Annotated in this window: 14 protein-coding genes; 6 read left to right on the plus strand and 8 right to left on the minus strand. The window is 46.9% G+C overall.

Annotated features, from left to right (window positions below; genetic code table 11):
• Nucleotides 1–110 precede the first annotated feature (110 nt).
• The 5 genes from AC5YB3_RS18525 to AC5YB3_RS18545 all read right to left on the minus strand — a co-directional run bounded on the left by AC5YB3_RS18525 (nt 111) and on the right by AC5YB3_RS18545 (nt 6,909).
• The gene (locus AC5YB3_RS18525) at nt 111–3,233 is read right to left on the minus strand and encodes an NAD(P)-binding protein (protein ID WP_494525900.1); all 3,123 of its coding nucleotides are present in this window, start codon (nt 3,231–3,233) and stop codon (nt 111–113) included.
• Between the two features lie 235 nt (nt 3,234–3,468).
• Entirely contained in the window at nt 3,469–3,630 is a 162-nt protein-coding gene (locus tag AC5YB3_RS18530) for a hypothetical protein (protein ID WP_006080915.1), read from the minus strand.
• 288 nt (nt 3,631–3,918) lie between these two features.
• Nucleotides 3,919–5,310, minus strand: a complete 1,392-nt coding sequence (locus AC5YB3_RS18535; RefSeq protein ID WP_494525901.1) for an RsmB/NOP family class I SAM-dependent RNA methyltransferase — start codon at nt 5,308–5,310, stop codon at nt 3,919–3,921.
• Nucleotides 5,311–5,547: 237 nt separating this feature from the next.
• Nucleotides 5,548–6,216, minus strand: coding sequence for a glutathione S-transferase family protein (locus AC5YB3_RS18540; RefSeq protein ID WP_494525902.1), 669 nt, complete (start codon nt 6,214–6,216; stop codon nt 5,548–5,550).
• Between the two features lie 66 nt (nt 6,217–6,282).
• Nucleotides 6,283–6,909, minus strand: coding sequence for a glutathione S-transferase (locus AC5YB3_RS18545; RefSeq protein ID WP_494525903.1), 627 nt, complete (start codon nt 6,907–6,909; stop codon nt 6,283–6,285).
• Between the two features lie 212 nt (nt 6,910–7,121).
• Here AC5YB3_RS18545 and AC5YB3_RS18550 point away from each other — a divergent pair, with 212 nt between their 5' ends.
• The gene (locus tag AC5YB3_RS18550; RefSeq protein ID WP_494525904.1) at nt 7,122–7,712 is read left to right on the plus strand and encodes a TetR/AcrR family transcriptional regulator; all 591 of its coding nucleotides are present in this window, start codon (nt 7,122–7,124) and stop codon (nt 7,710–7,712) included.
• A 145-nt stretch (nt 7,713–7,857) separates the two neighbouring features.
• Here AC5YB3_RS18550 and AC5YB3_RS18555 read toward each other — a convergent pair whose 3' ends face one another.
• Nucleotides 7,858–8,571, minus strand: coding sequence for a DUF2461 domain-containing protein (locus AC5YB3_RS18555; protein ID WP_494525905.1), 714 nt, complete (start codon nt 8,569–8,571; stop codon nt 7,858–7,860).
• A 326-nt stretch (nt 8,572–8,897) separates the two neighbouring features.
• On the opposite strand from AC5YB3_RS18555, the gene AC5YB3_RS18560 reads away from it, so the two are divergent.
• Both AC5YB3_RS18560 and AC5YB3_RS18565 read left to right on the plus strand, forming a co-directional pair.
• Complete coding sequence (locus AC5YB3_RS18560; protein WP_494525906.1) at nt 8,898–11,117, plus strand: TonB-dependent receptor domain-containing protein; 2,220 nt, start codon at nt 8,898–8,900, stop codon at nt 11,115–11,117.
• A 134-nt stretch (nt 11,118–11,251) separates the two neighbouring features.
• Nucleotides 11,252–11,815, plus strand: coding sequence for a PhnA domain-containing protein (locus AC5YB3_RS18565; protein ID WP_006080922.1), 564 nt, complete (start codon nt 11,252–11,254; stop codon nt 11,813–11,815).
• 99 nt (nt 11,816–11,914) lie between these two features.
• Here AC5YB3_RS18565 and AC5YB3_RS18570 read toward each other — a convergent pair whose 3' ends face one another.
• Nucleotides 11,915–13,120, minus strand: a complete 1,206-nt coding sequence (locus AC5YB3_RS18570) for an MFS transporter (protein ID WP_494525907.1) — start codon at nt 13,118–13,120, stop codon at nt 11,915–11,917.
• 229 nt (nt 13,121–13,349) lie between these two features.
• On the opposite strand from AC5YB3_RS18570, the gene AC5YB3_RS18575 reads away from it, so the two are divergent.
• Complete coding sequence (locus tag AC5YB3_RS18575; protein WP_494525908.1) at nt 13,350–13,967, plus strand: MarR family winged helix-turn-helix transcriptional regulator; 618 nt, start codon at nt 13,350–13,352, stop codon at nt 13,965–13,967.
• A 127-nt stretch (nt 13,968–14,094) separates the two neighbouring features.
• On the plus strand, nt 14,095–15,108 hold the full coding sequence (locus AC5YB3_RS18580) for a succinylglutamate desuccinylase/aspartoacylase family protein (protein WP_106649974.1): 1,014 nt from the start codon (nt 14,095–14,097) through the stop codon (nt 15,106–15,108).
• Between the two features lie 156 nt (nt 15,109–15,264).
• On the opposite strand, the gene AC5YB3_RS18585 is transcribed toward AC5YB3_RS18580, so the two are convergent.
• A complete protein-coding gene (locus tag AC5YB3_RS18585; protein ID WP_494525909.1) occupies nt 15,265–17,292 on the minus strand; it encodes a HAMP domain-containing methyl-accepting chemotaxis protein in 2,028 nt (675 codons plus the stop codon).
• A 208-nt stretch (nt 17,293–17,500) separates the two neighbouring features.
• Here AC5YB3_RS18585 and AC5YB3_RS18590 point away from each other — a divergent pair, with 208 nt between their 5' ends.
• The gene (locus AC5YB3_RS18590; protein WP_413487812.1) at nt 17,501–18,127 is read left to right on the plus strand and encodes a fumarylacetoacetate hydrolase family protein; all 627 of its coding nucleotides are present in this window, start codon (nt 17,501–17,503) and stop codon (nt 18,125–18,127) included.
• The last annotated feature ends 75 nt before the right edge of the window (nt 18,128–18,202 follow it).

Raw genomic sequence — 18,202 nt, forward strand, 5'->3', positions numbered from 1 at the left:
GTTTGCAATGGATGCTAGATAAAAGTTAGCTAAAACAAAACGGCGCAGATAAATTCTGCGCCGTTTTTTTACCTTAAGCTGAGTGTTGTCCTCGGTCTATAAGTACGAGTTTAGAAGTCCTTCTCGCCCTTTATCAAGACGGGATGACCCGATATTGCTTTTGAGGTGTGCATACCCGCCATCGTCGCGGCTTCGACGCAGCCCACATTAAGGCCTGTCTTTATCCAATCGCCCGTCATATACAAGTTATCTATCCCTGTGCCATCTGTTGTGATGCGATACTGTGAGCTGTCCTTAACTGACAACACATAACGTTCGGATGGGTCCACATTTGCGCGCCAATATTGGCTATCGAAGCGGGCAACGCCTTGGCGGTCTTGTTCATCGTGTAGCCATTCCCAAGGGAAGCTATCACGGACATTTTGCCAAAGTTTATGGATTTCGGTATTGAGCTGGTGGATAGCACCGGCTTTAGCTTCTAAGGTTTTCCGTTGTTGGAAATCCACATCCGAGCTTGGCGGATAGGCTTCGACAGGTAATGCCGAGCAAAAGTAGCTGGCGTTTTTAGGTTCTAAACCGCGCCAATCTTCTTTGTCTAGCAGTTGGTTCATCGATGCCCAAGTATCGTAGGGTTCAGTGAAGCCCGATAATACTGGCTCCTCGCCATCTTCAGAATAATTTGGCCAGCCTATTCCATTAAGATCTTGGTTCATCCACAGTTGATAGGCTTGAGTGGCAACGGTTTGCACCTTATCAACGCAAAGTGTGAGGGCTGGGCTTTGTGCCATCACTTCACTCGCCACATGGGGCACTGAACCGATGGAAAGACCGAAGATGACTTTGTCGAAATCCACACCTTTGACTAAGCGCTTTTTCGGTAGGGCTTTGCCAAAGTGCGTTTCATATACGCTGTCCCAATCGCTCCAGAAGTGTTCCAGATTGATATTATGGGCTTTGAGCAGCGCTGCTTGTTCAGGCTCAAGTTGCTCATAATTGGGCGTGCTCGGCCAGCAGGCGAGACCTTTAACATCGACCAAGGGATCGTAGTTTGTGACTGTCGGTGCCAAGGCAACTTGCTCAGTGATTTCAATTGCTTGAATACTTTGATTGCGGCATTCGAGATTATCGACGCGATTGAAGTAGTGGAAGTTGACACCTCGGCGTTTGAGCACTTCGTAGAAAGGCGTAAAGACCACATCGCCCATGCCGGCCTGCATTTTCCACATTACGCCACCTTGATAGCACAGGGCGATACGCAGCATAGAGCGGATAATTGTGCCCGCTTCGACATTGGGTTTGTCGAAGTTGCCTTTTTCATAGGCGAAGACTAAGTCGTAAAAACCACGCACGGGGGCGCTGTCGACTGTGTACTTAAGGCTGGCGCCGTGTTTGGTTAACCATTCGCGGTAATCATAACCATTGATGGCATCGAAACCTTTTTCAAACACATCATCGGCAAACATGCCCTTGAGTATCGTAAGCCCCAGATCGGCGGCAATATACAAGTGGCGCAGTTCGTCATTGTCATCTAAATGGCCGCTAAAGCGTTTGACGAGTCGTTTATGCAGGGCATCGACGGCCGATTCGACAAAGCCATCGTCACTTTCACTGTGGACATGCTCATCGCACTCACGGCCAATCATTTGATTGAAATGGCATTCGAGCTTATCGCCGAGCGCGTCGAGTGATTCTTTGGCATCTTCGACTGAATCCTCTAACTTATCTTTTAAGCGTTCAAACCAGCTGCTATCGAGCCAGTTTTTAGGTGTTCCCATGGCTTTTTCATCGGCATCAAGCAAGTCATCCATGTCCTTGAGCCATTCCTTTATCCACGCAAAGGCGACTTTAACGACTTTCCAAAAGGTGAGGGTTTCGGTGCCATCACCAGGGATGCCGGGTAGCGTCGGAAAAGTGATCGGCCAGCTTACCGAGCGGCCATCGACCTCTTCCTGTAATACGATGAAGTTATGGGGTTTAAAGGCATCAAAAAAGGTTGCGAGCGGCGCGTCTGCCGGTCTATCTAATTCTTCATAAGCTTTACGCATTAAGGCAAACGCGTTTTGATAGAAACCAAACCAAATATGTAATCCATGTTCTTCAATACGTTGTCCCATTGCAGCATTGCGGCCACTTGCCCCTTTGCCGCCGATACGCCAGCCGAGTTGATAGACATCAATCTCATATTGATTCTGCCAGCCGGGTTTGTCGGTCAGATAACAGGCTGCGGTCATGGCCGCGACACCGCCACCGAGAATGGCGATTTTCTGTTTTTTGATTTCGGAGTTATCGACTAAAACTTCACCGGGTGGCACTTCAAAATCAAAGTTCACATGGTAAGGCAGTAAGACATGCTGCTCACCAATCTCGACCCCGAGCGTGTCCTGTAACGGGAAGCTGGCATTATCAAAAATGGTCGCGACAAAATCATTTTTGAGCAGGGCAACACTGTGCACTTTATTCACTTGGGCAGGTGCGGCGACGATGGCTTGATAAACGGCTTTTTGCCCTGATGAGTCAGGGAACTGCTTTAGAAATACTTGATCGATGGCGGGTTTAAATAGCAGATGAAACAGCTGTTCTTCGCCGAGCTGGTCGAGCTCTGGGATGAAATCGGTTTGTTCTTTAAAGAGTTGCCAGGTTTGGGTTATCGCTTCAAGGGTTGAAAGCTGCGCCTCGGGTTTGGCATCGCAATTCACTTCAATCAATGGATGCAGGGCAAGTTCAGTTTCTGGCGAAAAATGTAAAAAACTTTTGGCAGCAAGCGATAATCGCGTCAGAGGCTCACCCACAGCTGGCATAGTGTATTCACATAAATACTTAGGATAACCAAAGAGTTCACGGCCATTAATTAAGGCCATGGCATCGTTCACCCAAATGTGGAGTGGCTGAAAATAGACTTGGCTGATTTGTGAGCTGTTGCTGCTATCTTGGCGCCCGACCATGACCCAAGTGATGATGTCCGTTTCTTGGATCCAACCTTTGGCTCTGTCTTCTGGATACGCGGAGTAGGCTTTTTCAATTTGAGTGAAGGTTGTCAGTACGTAGGGCGATAACACTTTAAAATACATGGCACTACCGGCAACTTGATTCAAGGTCTTATCGATAGAGCGTTGGAGATTTGCCTGTTTCCCCTTCAGAAAAAAACCGTACATATCGGCTTTATTTAACACTAAGGGGGAGTGCATCAACATACTGCCTTGGGGATAAATAAAGTCGGGGCGCTGTTTTTCCATGGCGTTCATCCTTAAATTTCAGTGTAAGTCCAATGATTTGAAAGCTATAACCCAAAAAGCATAGGCCAAATAAGCTATTAAGCCCATTGATTTTACAATAGATTTATTAAGAATTTGAGAGGGGGTAACAGGATTGAGTAGCAAGTTGGATATTATCCAACTTGCTCAGATTTGGCAGGCTTAGCGCAGAACGAATTCGTTAAACAAACCCGTGGGCTAGGGTACTTAGATTCAGTTACTTCGATTTATTTTGGTAGAAATCCACCTCTGTATTATCGTCCGAGTAACGTCGCTTAGTATCCCTGCGGCGCTGTTTCACGCGTTTATTCTTTTGCTTACCTTTGACGTTATCGCCCCATGGCGCATCATCGTCGTCAAATTCATAGGAGTGTGACATGGTCAAAATTCCAAAAATACCTGTGCCATTCGCAGCACCCGATCTTTTTACCCAAAGGTGAGATGAAGCTAAAGCGAAATATTTCATCATTGATGGTGAAAAGTTTTGCCCAAGAGCCATATCTTGCCACTGAAATGGACGTATCTGAGATTTTAACTGGAAGGATGTGGTTTATCTTTATGATAATAAAAGAGTAAATCTGATTTTAATCATTAATCAGATTATGCGATTGCACTTGGCGCCTAGAAAGGAGGGCGCCAAGTTTTGATACAAAATAATGAGTTAGTGTTACTTGCTGCGTAGCATACGTGCGACGAACATGCCATCACTGTTGGCCTCAAAGGGCCACACGGTCAACATTTCTGTTTGTTCACCGCTAAAAGGATGGCGTATCGGCGTGAGCGTGAACTCTGGATGTTGCTGTAAAAACGTCGTCACTACGTCTTGGTTCTCGATGGGCGACAAGGAGCAAGTGGCGTAAACGAGGATGCCGCCGGCCTTAACTGCGCGGCTACTGCGGCTTAAAATATCGAGCTGTAACGCGGCTTTATCGGGCACGGCTTCAACACCATCCAACCAACGCATATCAGGATTACGTCGCCAAGTGCCAGTACAACTGCACGGGGCATCGACTAACACACCGTCAAAATGATCCGCAGGCACGGGGAGGGCATCACTCTTCCAACGGGCCACGCTAATGCCGTTAAAGTGCGCTCTTTGGGCGCGTTTAGTGAGTTCTTCTAGGGCATTGGAGCGAATATCGGACGATATGATGCTGCCCGCAGATGACGTTTGGTTATCAGCAGCTTTAGCTAACATCAAAGAGCGCAGTTGCAGAGTTTTGCCGCCAGCACCGCTACAAGCATCCCACCAATGGGCATCGGGTTCAGGCGCACAAATTTGACCAATGACCTGTGAAGCCAAATCTTGGATCTCGATGTTACCGTCTTTATACAGGGCGATTTCATTAAGATTCATACTCTTACTGCCAAGATTTATGGCATCGCTAAAGTAATGACCATAACTCGCTTCTATGCCGAGCGCTTGCAGTTGTGTCGCTGCATCTTGACTCGTGATCCCTTGCGCGCGTCCCCAAATTGGTGGGCGACTGGACATAGCTGCAATTAATTGCGTTTGTTGTGCTGTATCAACAGGGCACACTTGCCAGAACCAGTCGGGTAATAAATCCTGTGCCTTAAACTCAGTCGCGGGAAATAAATGCTGTATCAATGCCAGTTTGTCGTCGAGACTTTCAACGGCAAGTGCTTGAGCTTGCTGATAATCGATGGGCGATTGTGATAACTCATGCCAAGCGCTGGCAATATCTTGCCAAGCGTGAGCTTCCAATAGAGCACTGGCGCTTAGGCTAGCAAAATAAACGGTAGATTCTTGCTGATCGCCTAATCGCTGAAACCAACCCCACCAGCGAAATAGACTAAACAAGGATTCACGAATGACTTTACGATCCTTCGAGCCGTGTTTTTTATGTTCTCTAAAGTAGTTTGCTAGAATACGGTCGGCGGGCATTTTACTGCTTTGAATTTCATCGAATAATTGTTTAATTGTACTGGCGTAACTGAGCGCGCGTTTTTGCGCAGGAGTGTTCGCCTGAACATTTAACGCCGAAGATGTATCTGATTTGGATGCCATACCGGAAGAGAAGCTGCTTGGATTACCCATAAATTTAGCCTAGATCATGCTTCTGTGACGGCGCCTTATGTAAGGGACATAGCCGCAACAGAGGGGAAAAATAAGTGGCGCAGAGTGTAGCAGTTTTGCCCGATAACAGGCAGTAAAAAAGCCCCAAAGTCGCATCAACTTGCGGGGCTTTTTGTGGTTCTGTTACTTAAACTTATAGTGAATTCAGTACCTAACGGCGATTTGCAGGCTATCGCTCAATTACCGCTTGGAAGGTGATTATTTCGTCACCATCTTTTGGATTTGCTTAGCCCGTTCTTCATCACTCATTTCTACCGGTGGCGGCGTGATTATGCCTTTTTGGCACGCAGGTCTGAGCGCTAGCTCATCTAACCAACGTTGCAAATGGGTCAGACCTTCCATATTGATGCCGCTCCACTCGTGGATGCGTACCCAAGGCCAAGTGGCGATGTCGGCAATCGTGTATTCGTCACCTGCAAGATATTGATTTGTAGCGAGTTGAGTATTCATAACTTCGAATAAACGTCGACCTTCTTTTTGGTAACGTTCTATTGCTGCGGGGATTTTCTCAGGGAAGTATCGGAAGAATACGTTAGCTTGACCCATCATGGGTCCGACGCCGCTCATTTGGAACATTAACCATTGGATCACCAGTGAGCGCTTTTTAGGATCGGCTGGCAGGAATTTACCTGTTTTCTCGGCGAGATACAGCAGAATTGCACCGGATTCGAATACCACAAAATCTTCGTTGTCGCGGTCGATAATGGCGGGGATTCGGCCATTTGGATTAATGGCAATAAACTCAGGCTGTTTTTGCTCGTTGGTGCTGAAATCTAGCTTATGGACGCGATATTCTAGCCCCATTTCTTCCAGTGCGATGGAGATTTTAAAACCGTTAGGGGTCGCGGCTGTGTATAAATCTATCATGATGATTCCTTTAGGTTATAACGTTTATAGCTACTCACTTTAGGGCCCATTCAGGCATTCGTGCCGCTATTTTTTAGGGGTTAACGATACTATGGCAGGACGCTGCGCCATAGTGATGAACCAAGCCTTAAGATGCGGCAAGCTGTCAGTGACTTCAATATCTAAATTCTTAATAAAGCTGATAAAAACGTAAGCCGAAATATCGGCAATGCTGAATTCATCGCCTGCCACAAAGGGCGACTTGCTCAATTGTTGGTCTAAGCTTGGTAGGAAGTCAATGACCCTTTGGCGTGATTCTGCGCCCCAAGACTCGACACAATTTTCCCTGTCTTTATAGACACCGCTTAAATTACGAAAGGCTTGAAACCCAACCATTAAGCCTTGTAACTCTATGATACGTTGCCACATTTCTACTTTAGCGCGCTCAAGTGGCGTATTGCCAAACAGCGAGTGAACACTTGGGTGGATTTCTTCTAAATAGCGGCAAATGGCAACGGATTCACATAGGTAGCTGCCATCATCGAGTTCGAGTAATGGAATGCGGCCATTTACACTTTTGGCTTTAAACTCGGCACTTAAATTTTCACCGCCGCGGATATCGACGTTCACTCTTGGCACTGCTATGCCTTTTTCCGCAAGAAAAATACTGACGCGACGCGCGCTGGGAGTCGGAGCTAATTCGTAGAGTTTCATCTAAAGTCCTGTCGTTTTTATCTGTGCTTTATGCTCGATTTGAGCATATAAGGCTTTAACGGAACGATCGGTTAGGATAGAATTTACGCCATATCTAAACGATCAGTCAAGAATGATTTGCCCCTCAACTTTCTGTTGTAAAGAGGAGTGTGGTAAAGAGGAATGGTAAAGCTGATCGTGAGCGCGTATTCAAGAGATTAGGTCGCAGGCTTATGGCACGAAGTTGTAATTTTGATCGGCGGGAAAAACTCATATTGGCAATGGAGCTTTTTTGGCAAAAGGGCTTTGCCGAAACCTCGATTTCCGATCTCGTCGGCCATTTAGCCATTAATCGATTTAGCCTTTATAACAGTTTCGGTGACAAGCAGAATCTTTACCGCGAGTGCCTCAGTTTCTACCTCGATAACTACTCCTTTGGCGCCTCAGATACCCTGCTGCATGAAAAAGCAGGCTTGGCCGAAATAGCAGCTTATCTAGCCCGCTTTGTTGCCCTGCAGAGGGAACAAAAATATGGCTGTTTTATGCAAAATGCCGTATTAGAAAAGAGCCTCGACGATGAGAGTGTGCTGCAGGAATGTCAGCGCTTATTTTGCCGATTACAGACCTCATTCACCCAAGTGTTGTTGGACTGCCAAGCGCGAGGCGAGTTATTGGCCAATTTACAGCCGCATCAGGTCGCTGCATTTTTAGTACTGCAATTACAAGGAATTAGAGTGTTAGGTAAAGCGGGTGAATATGAACTGCTAGACAATGCATTCGCGGTATTACAGGGCTACTTAGGCAGTTTAAATACAAAAGTTTAAGTGCAAATATGCAAATAGTGCAGTTTAACTACAAATGCTTAAGTGCAAATCATGCCGTTTAACAGCAAAAGTTGCTGTTTTAATGGCCTAGATTTTTGTCTAGGCCATTTTGCTTTTTAAAAGTCTATTTTTAAAATCCTATTGTCTAGAAATCCAAATCCAGCGCGAAACACAGATAGGCCATCAATTGAGTACAGTGCGCAAATTGCTCGGCACAGAAACTGGCGGTATCTGGGCGACAGAGTTCTTCAAAAGCGATATTTTTTATGGCGATAAAATCTTTGCGTTTTAGCTCTGCCAGCATAGGGTGGTTTTTATCAAACCCCTTTGGTGGTCGAGTTAAGCTATCACCGTCCATGTTAAATCCATGATTCCGCAAGGTTTGTAGCGCTTTTTTATAGCCGTTGGGATTTTCATCGATACAAGTGCGAATGGCATTTAAGGCTTTCGATTCTGGGTGCCAAATCCCTGCGGCAATAAAACAGCCATCCTCGGCAATGTGTAAGTACAGTCCCGGCGCATGCACGTCTTTGCCCTGAAAATGGCGAAATTGAATACCAACATTGGTTTTATAGGGCGTTTTATCTTTGCTAAAACGGCTGTCTCGCTGGGGGCGCATAAGACTGCCACCGACTTTTTTCGGTACGGCAGTGAGCCTAGGCGAGAGGGCGAGGATACTGGGCTGCATTTGCTCGATAAACTGTAGCGCTGGGGTTCGCACTGTTTCTTCGTATTCCGCCTGATGGGCTTTAAACCAGTCGCGGGAGTTGTTTTGCGCCAGTTGATTTAAAAATTGCAAACTTGCAGCGCTGAACGTTGCACCAGTCGCAATAGGCATTTTAGTCGTGAGCGTAGCCATTATCGGTGAACCTTATTAATGCATGTGAAACGAGTGCCAACAGCCTAGAGATGCAAGCAGGGCGAACGTCAGGCGAACTGCCGTATACTCAACTATTTCAAGGTCGTACATTCTATAGAGGATGAAAGGCTATCAAATATGGCAGTCATACTGCCATCCTTAGGCAAGATCTTCACTTAAAATTTTTGAAGCGTACCGTTTCTATCTTGTTTTCAACCAGACCGTTATTTACACGTAAAGCCAAGTGAGAACTATTCTTATCTTCTTCGTTAGTGCCTATAATGCCGCCCTATTTTTAGATTGGTTTGTTAATAGGAAGACGTTGAATGGGTTGCTTGCCTAAGTTTGAGAAGTGGAAAGCGAATAGAAATCTGTCGCTGATGGGATTATGTATATTGCCCTCAATGCCGTTGTACGCCGCTGAGGTATTGGGCGAGCCTAAGGTTGAGCCAATTGAAATCCTACAGGTTCATGGGCAGCAATATCGTAGGGTCATCACAGTCGCTAAACCGGGTGAAGCGATTATTTCCATGGAACAAATCGAGGAGATGCAGGCAACGACCTTCGCCGAAGTGATTGATGATATGGCAGGGGCGCATATAGATGGCGGTACTCGCAGCGGCGGTGAGCGGATTAATATCTGGGGCTTTGGCGAGACCGAAGATTTTAACGTTTATGTGGATAATGCTCCGGTGGGATTTGAGCAGTATCGCTATGGCTCATTTTTCCTCGATCCTGATCTCATCAAACGAGTGGAAGTGATCAAAGGCGCCCATGATGTGCGCTCGGGTAATGGCGGTTTTGGTGGGGCCATGTATGTGGTCACTAAATCGGCCGATGATTTTCTTAAATATGATCAATCCCTTGGAGCGCGAGTCAAAACCAGCTACGCCAGCAATAATGACGCTATGGGTTATACGGGGACAGTTTATGGCCGGGTGAATTCACACTTATCTGGCTTGCTGCATCTTACACGCCGTGATGCGGGGGATGTCACTCTAGCCAATGGCGATGAGTTTGAATATTCGGGCTATGAGCAAGATAACTATCTAGGCAAGATGGATTATGAGCAGGGCGATCACCAACTTGCCTTGAGCGTGACCCATTATCTCGATGAGGGCCGCAAACCTTGGGCTAATCGCCGTGGCCCCATGCCTGCCATCTCAGACTACAACATCAAAAAGTACGGCTCCTACGAGCAGGCGCTGTATGCCACAACCGCCTATAACACCTATGAAGACAACACTTGGTCTGCCAATTATCGTTATTCGCCGAGCAATCCGCTGATTGATACCCAAGTGGTGATCTCCCATTCGGCGAATGCGCGTCACTGGGTAAGACCCGATATTGCGTGGGAGAAAATGACGGTTTCCGTAGGCAACTTCGGTCACGAATCTTGGCTAGATTACAAACGTGATTATATTGATATCAACAACTTGAGTTTGATTGGCGATCACGAGATCACCACAGGATTGCAGTACCGCAGTCTCGAGCGTACTTCGCTTGTGTTTAACAAGAGTTATGAGAAGAATCCTGAGAAAAACTTTGGCTGGTACACACCTTATTATCAACCTGAAGGTCGCCAAGACACCTATGCCGTGTATGTTCGCGATGCGATTCATCTCACCAACGACTTAACCGTCACTCCCTCGCTGCGATATGATTTTATCTACAGCATAGGTCGGCCAAATATTGCGCCAGATTATAACGACATCAACGCGGGTCACGATTATAGCTCGACTCACCACTCGGGGTTTTCACCAAGATTAGGCATAGATTATCAACTGACAAACTACGCTCGGTTAAACTTTGATTACGCCTATAGTCTGCAAGCCCCTGTGGTTGATGAGATTTATGCCGTGCAATACGCCAAAGCCAGCATTACCGGTACGAGTCGCGACATCGATGTCGAACGCTTACACGCTTTCAAGTTAGGCTTGATGACGCAGCACCAGCATCTGCTTGCCAATGATGATGCGCTGTCGACGCAGTTCACTCTGTTTGCCAACTTAGGCCGCGATGATATAGCCCAGCGCCGTGGGGCTAAGTCTGATAAAACCCAGTTAATTCAAAGCGGTTACACCAATCTTGATGGTTACCATATTTACGGTGCTGATTTTGAGGCCCAATATCGCTATCAAGACGTGTTCAGTGATCTGGCGGTTTCATGGCTGCAAGGTCAACACAATGGGTCACTCAGAGACAGCCAAGATGACGACGAGTATTTAGCCAACATGGCACCGCTCGATATTCGTCTGCGTTTAGGCATGTATATTACCGATGATATTTCAGTAGCTTGGCAGGGTGCTTGGTATGATGCGCAAACTAATGTTCCCCACGGCGATATCTTTAATGCCGAGTCGCCGAGCGAAAATTACTTCCTGCAGAACCTGTACCTCGCCTATGAACCTCAAGCTGGTTTAAAGGGATTAAGCGTACGTTTGATGGTGAAAAACCTCACCAATCTGCAAGTGGTGCCGTTTCTCTCCGATGGGATCCCAGCTGCAGGGCGCGATGTTCGCTTGAGTTTAGCTTATGAATTTTAAAGATTAATCACCAAGGCAGTGTGGGCGCAGTTTATAAAACTTATAAAAAATAGGGTTATATTGCCTCAGCCCCCTGCCGAAAAAAGCCCGTTTATGGCATAATCCGCGTTTTACTAGGCATATAGAACAGAAAAATGACTGAAAATGAATTGCTAAGTCGCTGTGGCGGCAAGTGTGAACTGTGTGGCAGCGAGATCGAACTCTCTATTTATGATCTGCCAGCCTCCGATGGCCGTGACAATGAGATCATGATTTGTGAAACCTGCAGTGGCCAAATTGCGGCACCGGATACCATGGACATGAACCACTGGCGTTGTCTGAACGACAGCATGTGGAGCCCTGTACCGGCAGTTCAAGTGATGTCATATCGTATGCTTAAGCGCTTAAATGGCGAAAGCTGGGCGCAAGATTTACTGGATATGCTTTACCTTGAAGACGATGTAAAAGCGTGGGGCGATGCTGAAGTTGCCGCCGCAGGTGACGACACTACCCCGACGTTAGACAGTAATGGTGCCGTGATTAACGCCGGCGATACGGTCGTGATCATCAAAGACTTAAACGTGAAAGGCACTAGCTTTGTGGCTAAGCGCGGCACAGCTGTGCGTAACATTGCTTTGACTAACAACCCAGAGCACATTGAAGGCCGTGTTAACGGGACTCGCATTGTGATCCTGACGTGCTTCGTTAAAAAGTCTTAAGTTGAACCTAGTGTGGGCTCGATTTATCGAGCCGCACACCATAAAAAACCGCCATGCTCGTTAATCGACATGGCGGTTTTTTTATTTTGAATTAGAGAGTTAAGATACGCAGCGGGTGACTTGATATTGGCGTGCATAACCCTGCGGATTAAATTGCCAAGATAGTATCCACGCCATCAGACTTAAGCCCCCGAGCAACAACCATGCACTGTTAAAGCTATTGAAATTATCGCGGATCAATCCAGCAATCCAAGGCGAAATGGCGGCAATGGTATAACCCACACCTTGTACAAAGGCGGTTAATTTACCCGCTAACATCGGATTTTGTTGATGATCCATAGTCACAATTAATCCGAGTGGAAAAATCCCGCCTATGCCTAATCCCGCAAGCCCCGCCCATAAAAATAGCGACACTTGAGGGGCGAGTGCGAGTCCCATAAAGCCGATGAGTTGCAGTAAGCACAGTAGGGCAATAATAGCGCGTCTGTCCGTTGACTTGCTGGCAAGCCAAGGAAACACTAAGCCCGCGATCACTTCCATACTGGTTAAGAAACCTAACACTAATCCCGATTGAGTTTGGCTATAACCTAGCTCGACCGCGTAGGGGGCTAGCCATGCAAGTACGCAAACATAACAGCTTGTGCCTAAAGCAAAAAATATCGCTAATAGCCAACTGCGACGAAAACGCCAAAAGCTAAGCTGCACAGTTTGCTCCGCAGTTTGACTCGGCAATGCGGCGTTATGTTTAACCATCAGCCATAGCGTCAGTGCCACTATGCCTAACCAAGTCCAATGGCCTAAGCCCGCGCGCCAACCCAAGTTCATCCCGATAAAAGGTGCACTGCTGGCGGCCAAAGCGGCGCCGCCCATAATGGCGGTGACGTAAAGCCCCATCATTAAGGGCACCCGTTCACCGAAATTGAGTTTGATCATGGCAGGCATGATGGTTTGAATAAGAGCGATACCGACTCCGGCTAGTAATGCCGAGCAGATAAGCCAACTGGCATCCATCGCCCAAAAACGCATCGCCGTGGCGACGATCAAGAGGAGCAACGATCCCGTCATCACGGTATTAAATCCTAACCGCTTAGCAATACTAAAACCCGCAAAGCAGCCCAGTCCCATGGCGAGCACGGGCAGCAATGTCAGCATAGACGCTAAGGTAAAACTTAAGCTGATATCCTCTTGTATGCTGGGCAGCAAAGGCCCGACGGAAGCGAGAATGGGGCGCAGATTTAGACCGATAAGAATGAACGCGATTCCGAGAAGCAATAAATTCGCTTTCTCTGACTGGGGTGACCGCATGGATTGTCTCCAAAATAAGCTAAGTTTGATTTGTTGAAAGAGTGACCTGTAGCGGCATTTAGCACATTTACGATGATTTCCTTTCAACAACAGTAAGTTGAAGCAGCATCGCTACAGTTCAAAAAGAATCTCTTTCAGATGTATCTTGATATAAAGATATTTTAATTCTGCGAGAAAATGACTAAGATGTAAAGAATGATATAAAGAATCTTTATGTTGAGATAAAGCTATGACAGCGAAAACGACACTCACTCACACGAATCCTGCGGTTACTAATGCGAGTTCAGCGGATAAAAACGCGAGTCCTTCGGATAAAGACCAAGCGGCTTCGAACACCAAAGCAGATGGTCTGGATAGACAAGATGGTTTGGATAATATTGTCGGCCAGTGGCAGCAACAAGGGGTGACTGATGATTTGATCCCTATGGCTGTGCTTGGGCGAATCGCGCGTTTAACGAAATATATTGAAGTGGTACTGCTGCAATGCCACGCCGAATTTGGCTTAGGTCAGGGCGAGTTCGATGTGCTTGCCACCTTAAGGCGTTCGGGTGAGCCGTTTACACTCTCACCTTCACAGCTTTATCAGAGCATGATGCTAAGCTCTGGCGCTATGACGAGCCGTTTAGACAGACTCGAAAATAAGGGGCTGATTGAGCGGGCGCACAGTAAGGAAGATCGCCGCGCCGTACATGTCTCGTTAACTGCTGAGGGTAAGGCGCTCATTGATAAGGCATTGCCGCAGCATATTCAATGTCAGAGTGCATTGTTAGCGGGCGTGAGCGTTGAAGATAGACCTATGTTGCTGCAGATTTTAAAATCTTGGCTGAACCAATTTGAGCCGCAATAAATTGTTTAAACTTCACGTGAGTTTTAGTTTCTAGTGTTAGACATCTGGCGATAAGTGATAGCCGAGCGCTATTAGCCAATATGAGTCAGCCGCGCGGGACATCATTCGATAGTACAAGGGAGTTGCCATGGTAAAAAGACGTGAAGCATTTGAATTAGCAGGTAAACGAGTCACAGCAGGGACTCAACTGGGGATCAAGCTGGCCGCCGCTAAGTTGTATACCGATACGCAACTCGATATTCATGTGGAAGTGTTTCACGGGGCCAAACCCGGTCCAACTTTGCTGGTTTGTGCCGCCATTCATGGGGATGAACTCAATGGTATCGAGATTTGTCGGCGGTTATTAGCCAGAGTGAATCCTAAGAATTTGACGGGCACCTTGATTGTGGTGCCTATTGTGAATGTGTTTGGTTTTATTCAGCAATCCCGTTATTTACCCGATAGGCGGGATCTCAACCGCTGCTTCCCAGGCTCCAGTAAAGGGGCACTGGCAAGCCGGTTAGCCAACCTGTTTGCCACTCAGTTATTAGTCCATGCAACCCATGTGATTGATTTACATACGGGCGCGATTCACAGAGACAACTTGCCGCAAATTCGCTGTGATACCAGCGATGAGACTATGCTGGCCATGGCGAATGCCTTTGGTGCACCGCTGATTATGCATTCAAAAGCGCGCAGTGTTTCCATGCGGGGTTATGCTAATCAGCAGGGCATTCCGTGTATTTTGTACGAGGCGGGCGAGGCGCTACGTTTCAGTGAATTGTCGATAAAATCTGGCCTTAAGGGCGTGCTCAATGTGATGCGCAGTTTAGGCATGTTAAAAGGGCGGGTGACTAATAAGGGTTCGAGTGTCAGCGCCATTCGCAGTTATTGGGTGCGCAGCGAGTCCGATGGTTTAGTGAATATGAAGCTTAAGCTCGGCCAGCGGGTGACTAAGGGTTATATTATCGCCCATATCGTCAGCCCCCACGGCGGTGATAGTGTTGCGATTCGTGCACCAACCGACGGCATCATCATAGGGATCAGCAATATTCCCGTTACTAACGAAGGCGAGGGCATGTTCCATATCGCCCAGTTTGAAGGCGACGAAATTGAAATGGCCAATGAACAGCTCGATGAATTTTTGATGGAATATGCTTAACCGCAGACTTGTTGGCATTGGATATACAGCCACAGAAGTCGCTAAGATGGTTTTGCGACTTCTGTGATCCTTTTTAAGTGCTTATTTTTACTTCGCTAACTTCTGCCTAGTCATCCTACGAATGCCATTTTCGACATTCCCAAATATCTAAACTCACTAGAGTTTAAACCGTTCCACTGAGCTGGTGAGTGAGTGGGCAAGCGTGGTGACTTCGTTGCTGCGTTTGGCCATGTCCATGGCTTCATTGGCATTTTGATCCGCTGCTTGCGCCGCCTCGCTCATGCTTGACTCAATACGTTGACTGTAATCTAACTGCTCGTGGGCGGCGTGGGTGATTTCTAGACCCATGTCATTGAGTGTATGCAAAGTGCTTTCTATGTAGGTGATAGCATCCTGCAGATTTTGGCTTTGTCCGACACACTCATTTGCTTGATTTTGCCCCGTAGTAATTGCATCGGCTGCCGTGGACGTTTCTTTTTGCAGGGCCGTGATCATGGTTTGAATTTCGGCGGTGGCGGCTTGAGTGCGTGAGGCAAGGGATCGCACTTCATCGGCCACGACGGCAAAACCTCGCCCATGTTCCCCCGCTCTGGCGGCTTCAATCGCGGCGTTCAGAGCCAACAAATTGGTTTGCTCGGCAATGCTGCTAATGGTAGTTAAAATGCTGCCAATATTATCGCTTTGAATGCTCAAGCGAGACATGACCTCAACCGAACTACTTAAACGGGCGCTCAGTTCGGCAATTTTATTGCGATTATCATCGGCAATTTGCTTCACTTGATTGCCGTATTTCGAGGCTTGGCTAATTTGTTTCGCTGACTCACTGGCCTGTTCTGTCACCAAATTAGAACTGGTAAACATCTGTTCTGCTAAGGCTTTAGTTTCATCTACGCGGCTGATTTGCGCGGTTGCGGCATTGGCGATGCGCTGACCTTGCTCATTGGTTTGGGTGGCTGAGCTGTCCAGCGAATGGGCATTTTGGCTGATATTGGTTAATAGCTTGGCAAGATCGTCACTCAAGGTATTCATGTTATCAATTAGGGCGCCAAATTCATCATCATGGCGTTTGTGAATGCGTTTAGATAAATCCCCACGGGCGATGCTTGCGAGTGCGCCATTCACTAAGGCTAATGGATTGAGCATGGCCTTGGAGGTGAAGAAGGAAATAAAACTCACCATAACGATAAACACCAATGCGAGCACTATCGCTAAGGTTTGCCCTTGCTCAATGGCATTGCTAGCAATAGTTTGCAGGCTGCTAAATCGGCGATCGGCTAAGGTGATTAACTTGTCTAAGGCGAGATTATTGGCGTTAAATTCTTTATCGGCATCAAGGTAATGTTGCTCGGCTTGAAGCTGCGCCTCAACCACGGCTTCTTGTGTTTTATAAAGCTCGGCAGGGGCTGCGAGTAAGGTATTGATAATCGCATATTGCTGTTCGAAGGTTTGCAGCAAGCCTAAGGTATCAAGCCCATCAGTTTGTTGTTTTAAAAAGGTAAAGTTAGTGGTGAGGTTACCCAGTAAGATGCTGACATCTTGCTGGTGCGATTGGATCACCTCCAAACTTTGAGTGTGGATCAGCTCTCCCATAGTGTTGGTTAGCGTATACAACATGTCGTCGATACGCGTGCCTGTACCGACAATCTCTTCGAGCAGAGTGGGATTATCGGGGATGGACAGGGTTTCGAGATCGATCATCGCATTACTGGCGTTGGTCTTGGCATCGTTAAAGCGTTGGAAAAGTTGTTGGTATTGCTGCTTTGCTTGTTCATTGGCGAGTTTCGCACTAAACATGGCTTGGCTTTGTTGCAAATAGGCTTGGTATCTAGCCTGCGCCTCGTGCAGGGAAGTCTGCATCTTAGATTGATCTGCCACTCGCTCCGTTAACTCATTTTCGATACTTTGATATTTCTTCTGCAGCGCTGTAAATGCTTGCTGACTTTTGGTTAAGGCAGCTGTGTCTTGCTGGCTGTGGGCCAAGGTGGCAAGTCGTGACATTTTCAACAGTACCAGTTGCAAGCTATTACTCTGCTTTTGCACCGGTACGGCTAAGGTTTCGATATTTTGATAGGCGGTTTGTACTTGTGAGAGTGAATAATAGAAGAAGCTGCTGCCAGCGATGAGCAGGGCGCCGATGGCACTAAAGCTAAAAATGATTTTTTGTTTTATGGTAAGCGTCAACATAGTGCGAAAACCTCTTCTATGACTGTCCCTGTAAAATGGGTTTATTAATGATTAGATCGCTGTTTTTATTGAAATATTAATTCAAGTGTAGCAGAGTTCGTCACAAGTAAAGTGAATTATTCTATTAAGAGTTTAGCGCTAGTTAAGGTTAACTTCTTGGTTTGATTATTTAAAAATAATCTCGACCGTATCGTAAAAAGGATTAAAAATGAAATCAGTCGTGTTGGGTGAAAAGTGTATCGTGCCGACAAAAATTGTCTGCATTGGACGTAATTATGTCGACCATATCCATGAGTTGGGCAATGACATACCCGACGACATGGTGGTGTTTTTAAAGCCCAATTCGGCGATGTCGACTGAGCTACTTTCTGAGCATCAAGGTGAAGCCTTGCATTATGAAACCGAGCTGTGTTTTATGTTTCAAGATGGCCGTTTTAGCAGCGTTGCCATTGGCTTAGATCTCACTAAACGTGATTTACAAAGCAAGTTAAAAGCCAAGGGATTGCCTTGGGAGCGGGCAAAGGCCTTCGATGGGGCTGCATTATTCAGTCCCTTTGTGGCGATTGATGATGCCGAGGCGCCGCTGCATTTTACTTTGAGTATCAACGATCACTTGGTGCAAGAGGGGCGTATCGATTTAATGATCTACAAACCTCAGACCATATTGTCCGAGTTGCAAGCATTTATCAGTCTCGATGAAGGCGATATTGTGATGACAGGCACCCCCAAGGGCGTGGGAGTGATTCCCGCTAAAAGTGTATTTAACGTCACGCTGAGCAGGGGTCTGCAAGCGAGTGCTGAGCCTTTACTCGAATGGCAATGGCAAGTGTCTTGAGTCTTGAGTCTTGAAAAGATTGAACTTCGCTCGAACAATGTCAATAAATAGCGAAGTAATTAATGCTGCTACGGC

It is taken from the genome of Shewanella sp. 1311 (assembly GCF_059338235.1).

Excerpts from the sequence above, each read along its gene's own strand:
- AC5YB3_RS18525 (WP_494525900.1), bottom strand. The coding sequence starts at position 3,233 with ATGGAAAAACAGCGCCCCGACTTTATTTATCCCCAAGGCAGTATGTTG.
- AC5YB3_RS18530 (WP_006080915.1), bottom strand. The coding sequence starts at position 3,630 with ATGTCACACTCCTATGAATTTGACGACGATGATGCGCCATGGGGCGAT.
- AC5YB3_RS18535 (WP_494525901.1), bottom strand. The coding sequence starts at position 5,310 with ATGGGTAATCCAAGCAGCTTCTCTTCCGGTATGGCATCCAAATCAGAT.
- AC5YB3_RS18540 (WP_494525902.1), bottom strand. The coding sequence starts at position 6,216 with ATGATAGATTTATACACAGCCGCGACCCCTAACGGTTTTAAAATCTCC.
- AC5YB3_RS18545 (WP_494525903.1), bottom strand. The coding sequence starts at position 6,909 with ATGAAACTCTACGAATTAGCTCCGACTCCCAGCGCGCGTCGCGTCAGT.
- AC5YB3_RS18550 (WP_494525904.1), top strand. The coding sequence starts at position 7,122 with ATGGCACGAAGTTGTAATTTTGATCGGCGGGAAAAACTCATATTGGCA.
- AC5YB3_RS18555 (WP_494525905.1), bottom strand. The coding sequence starts at position 8,571 with ATGGCTACGCTCACGACTAAAATGCCTATTGCGACTGGTGCAACGTTC.
- AC5YB3_RS18560 (WP_494525906.1), top strand. The coding sequence starts at position 8,898 with ATGGGTTGCTTGCCTAAGTTTGAGAAGTGGAAAGCGAATAGAAATCTG.
- AC5YB3_RS18565 (WP_006080922.1), top strand. The coding sequence starts at position 11,252 with ATGACTGAAAATGAATTGCTAAGTCGCTGTGGCGGCAAGTGTGAACTG.
- AC5YB3_RS18570 (WP_494525907.1), bottom strand. The coding sequence starts at position 13,120 with ATGCGGTCACCCCAGTCAGAGAAAGCGAATTTATTGCTTCTCGGAATC.
- AC5YB3_RS18575 (WP_494525908.1), top strand. The coding sequence starts at position 13,350 with ATGACAGCGAAAACGACACTCACTCACACGAATCCTGCGGTTACTAAT.
- AC5YB3_RS18580 (WP_106649974.1), top strand. The coding sequence starts at position 14,095 with ATGGTAAAAAGACGTGAAGCATTTGAATTAGCAGGTAAACGAGTCACA.
- AC5YB3_RS18585 (WP_494525909.1), bottom strand. The coding sequence starts at position 17,292 with ATGTTGACGCTTACCATAAAACAAAAAATCATTTTTAGCTTTAGTGCC.
- AC5YB3_RS18590 (WP_413487812.1), top strand. The coding sequence starts at position 17,501 with ATGAAATCAGTCGTGTTGGGTGAAAAGTGTATCGTGCCGACAAAAATT.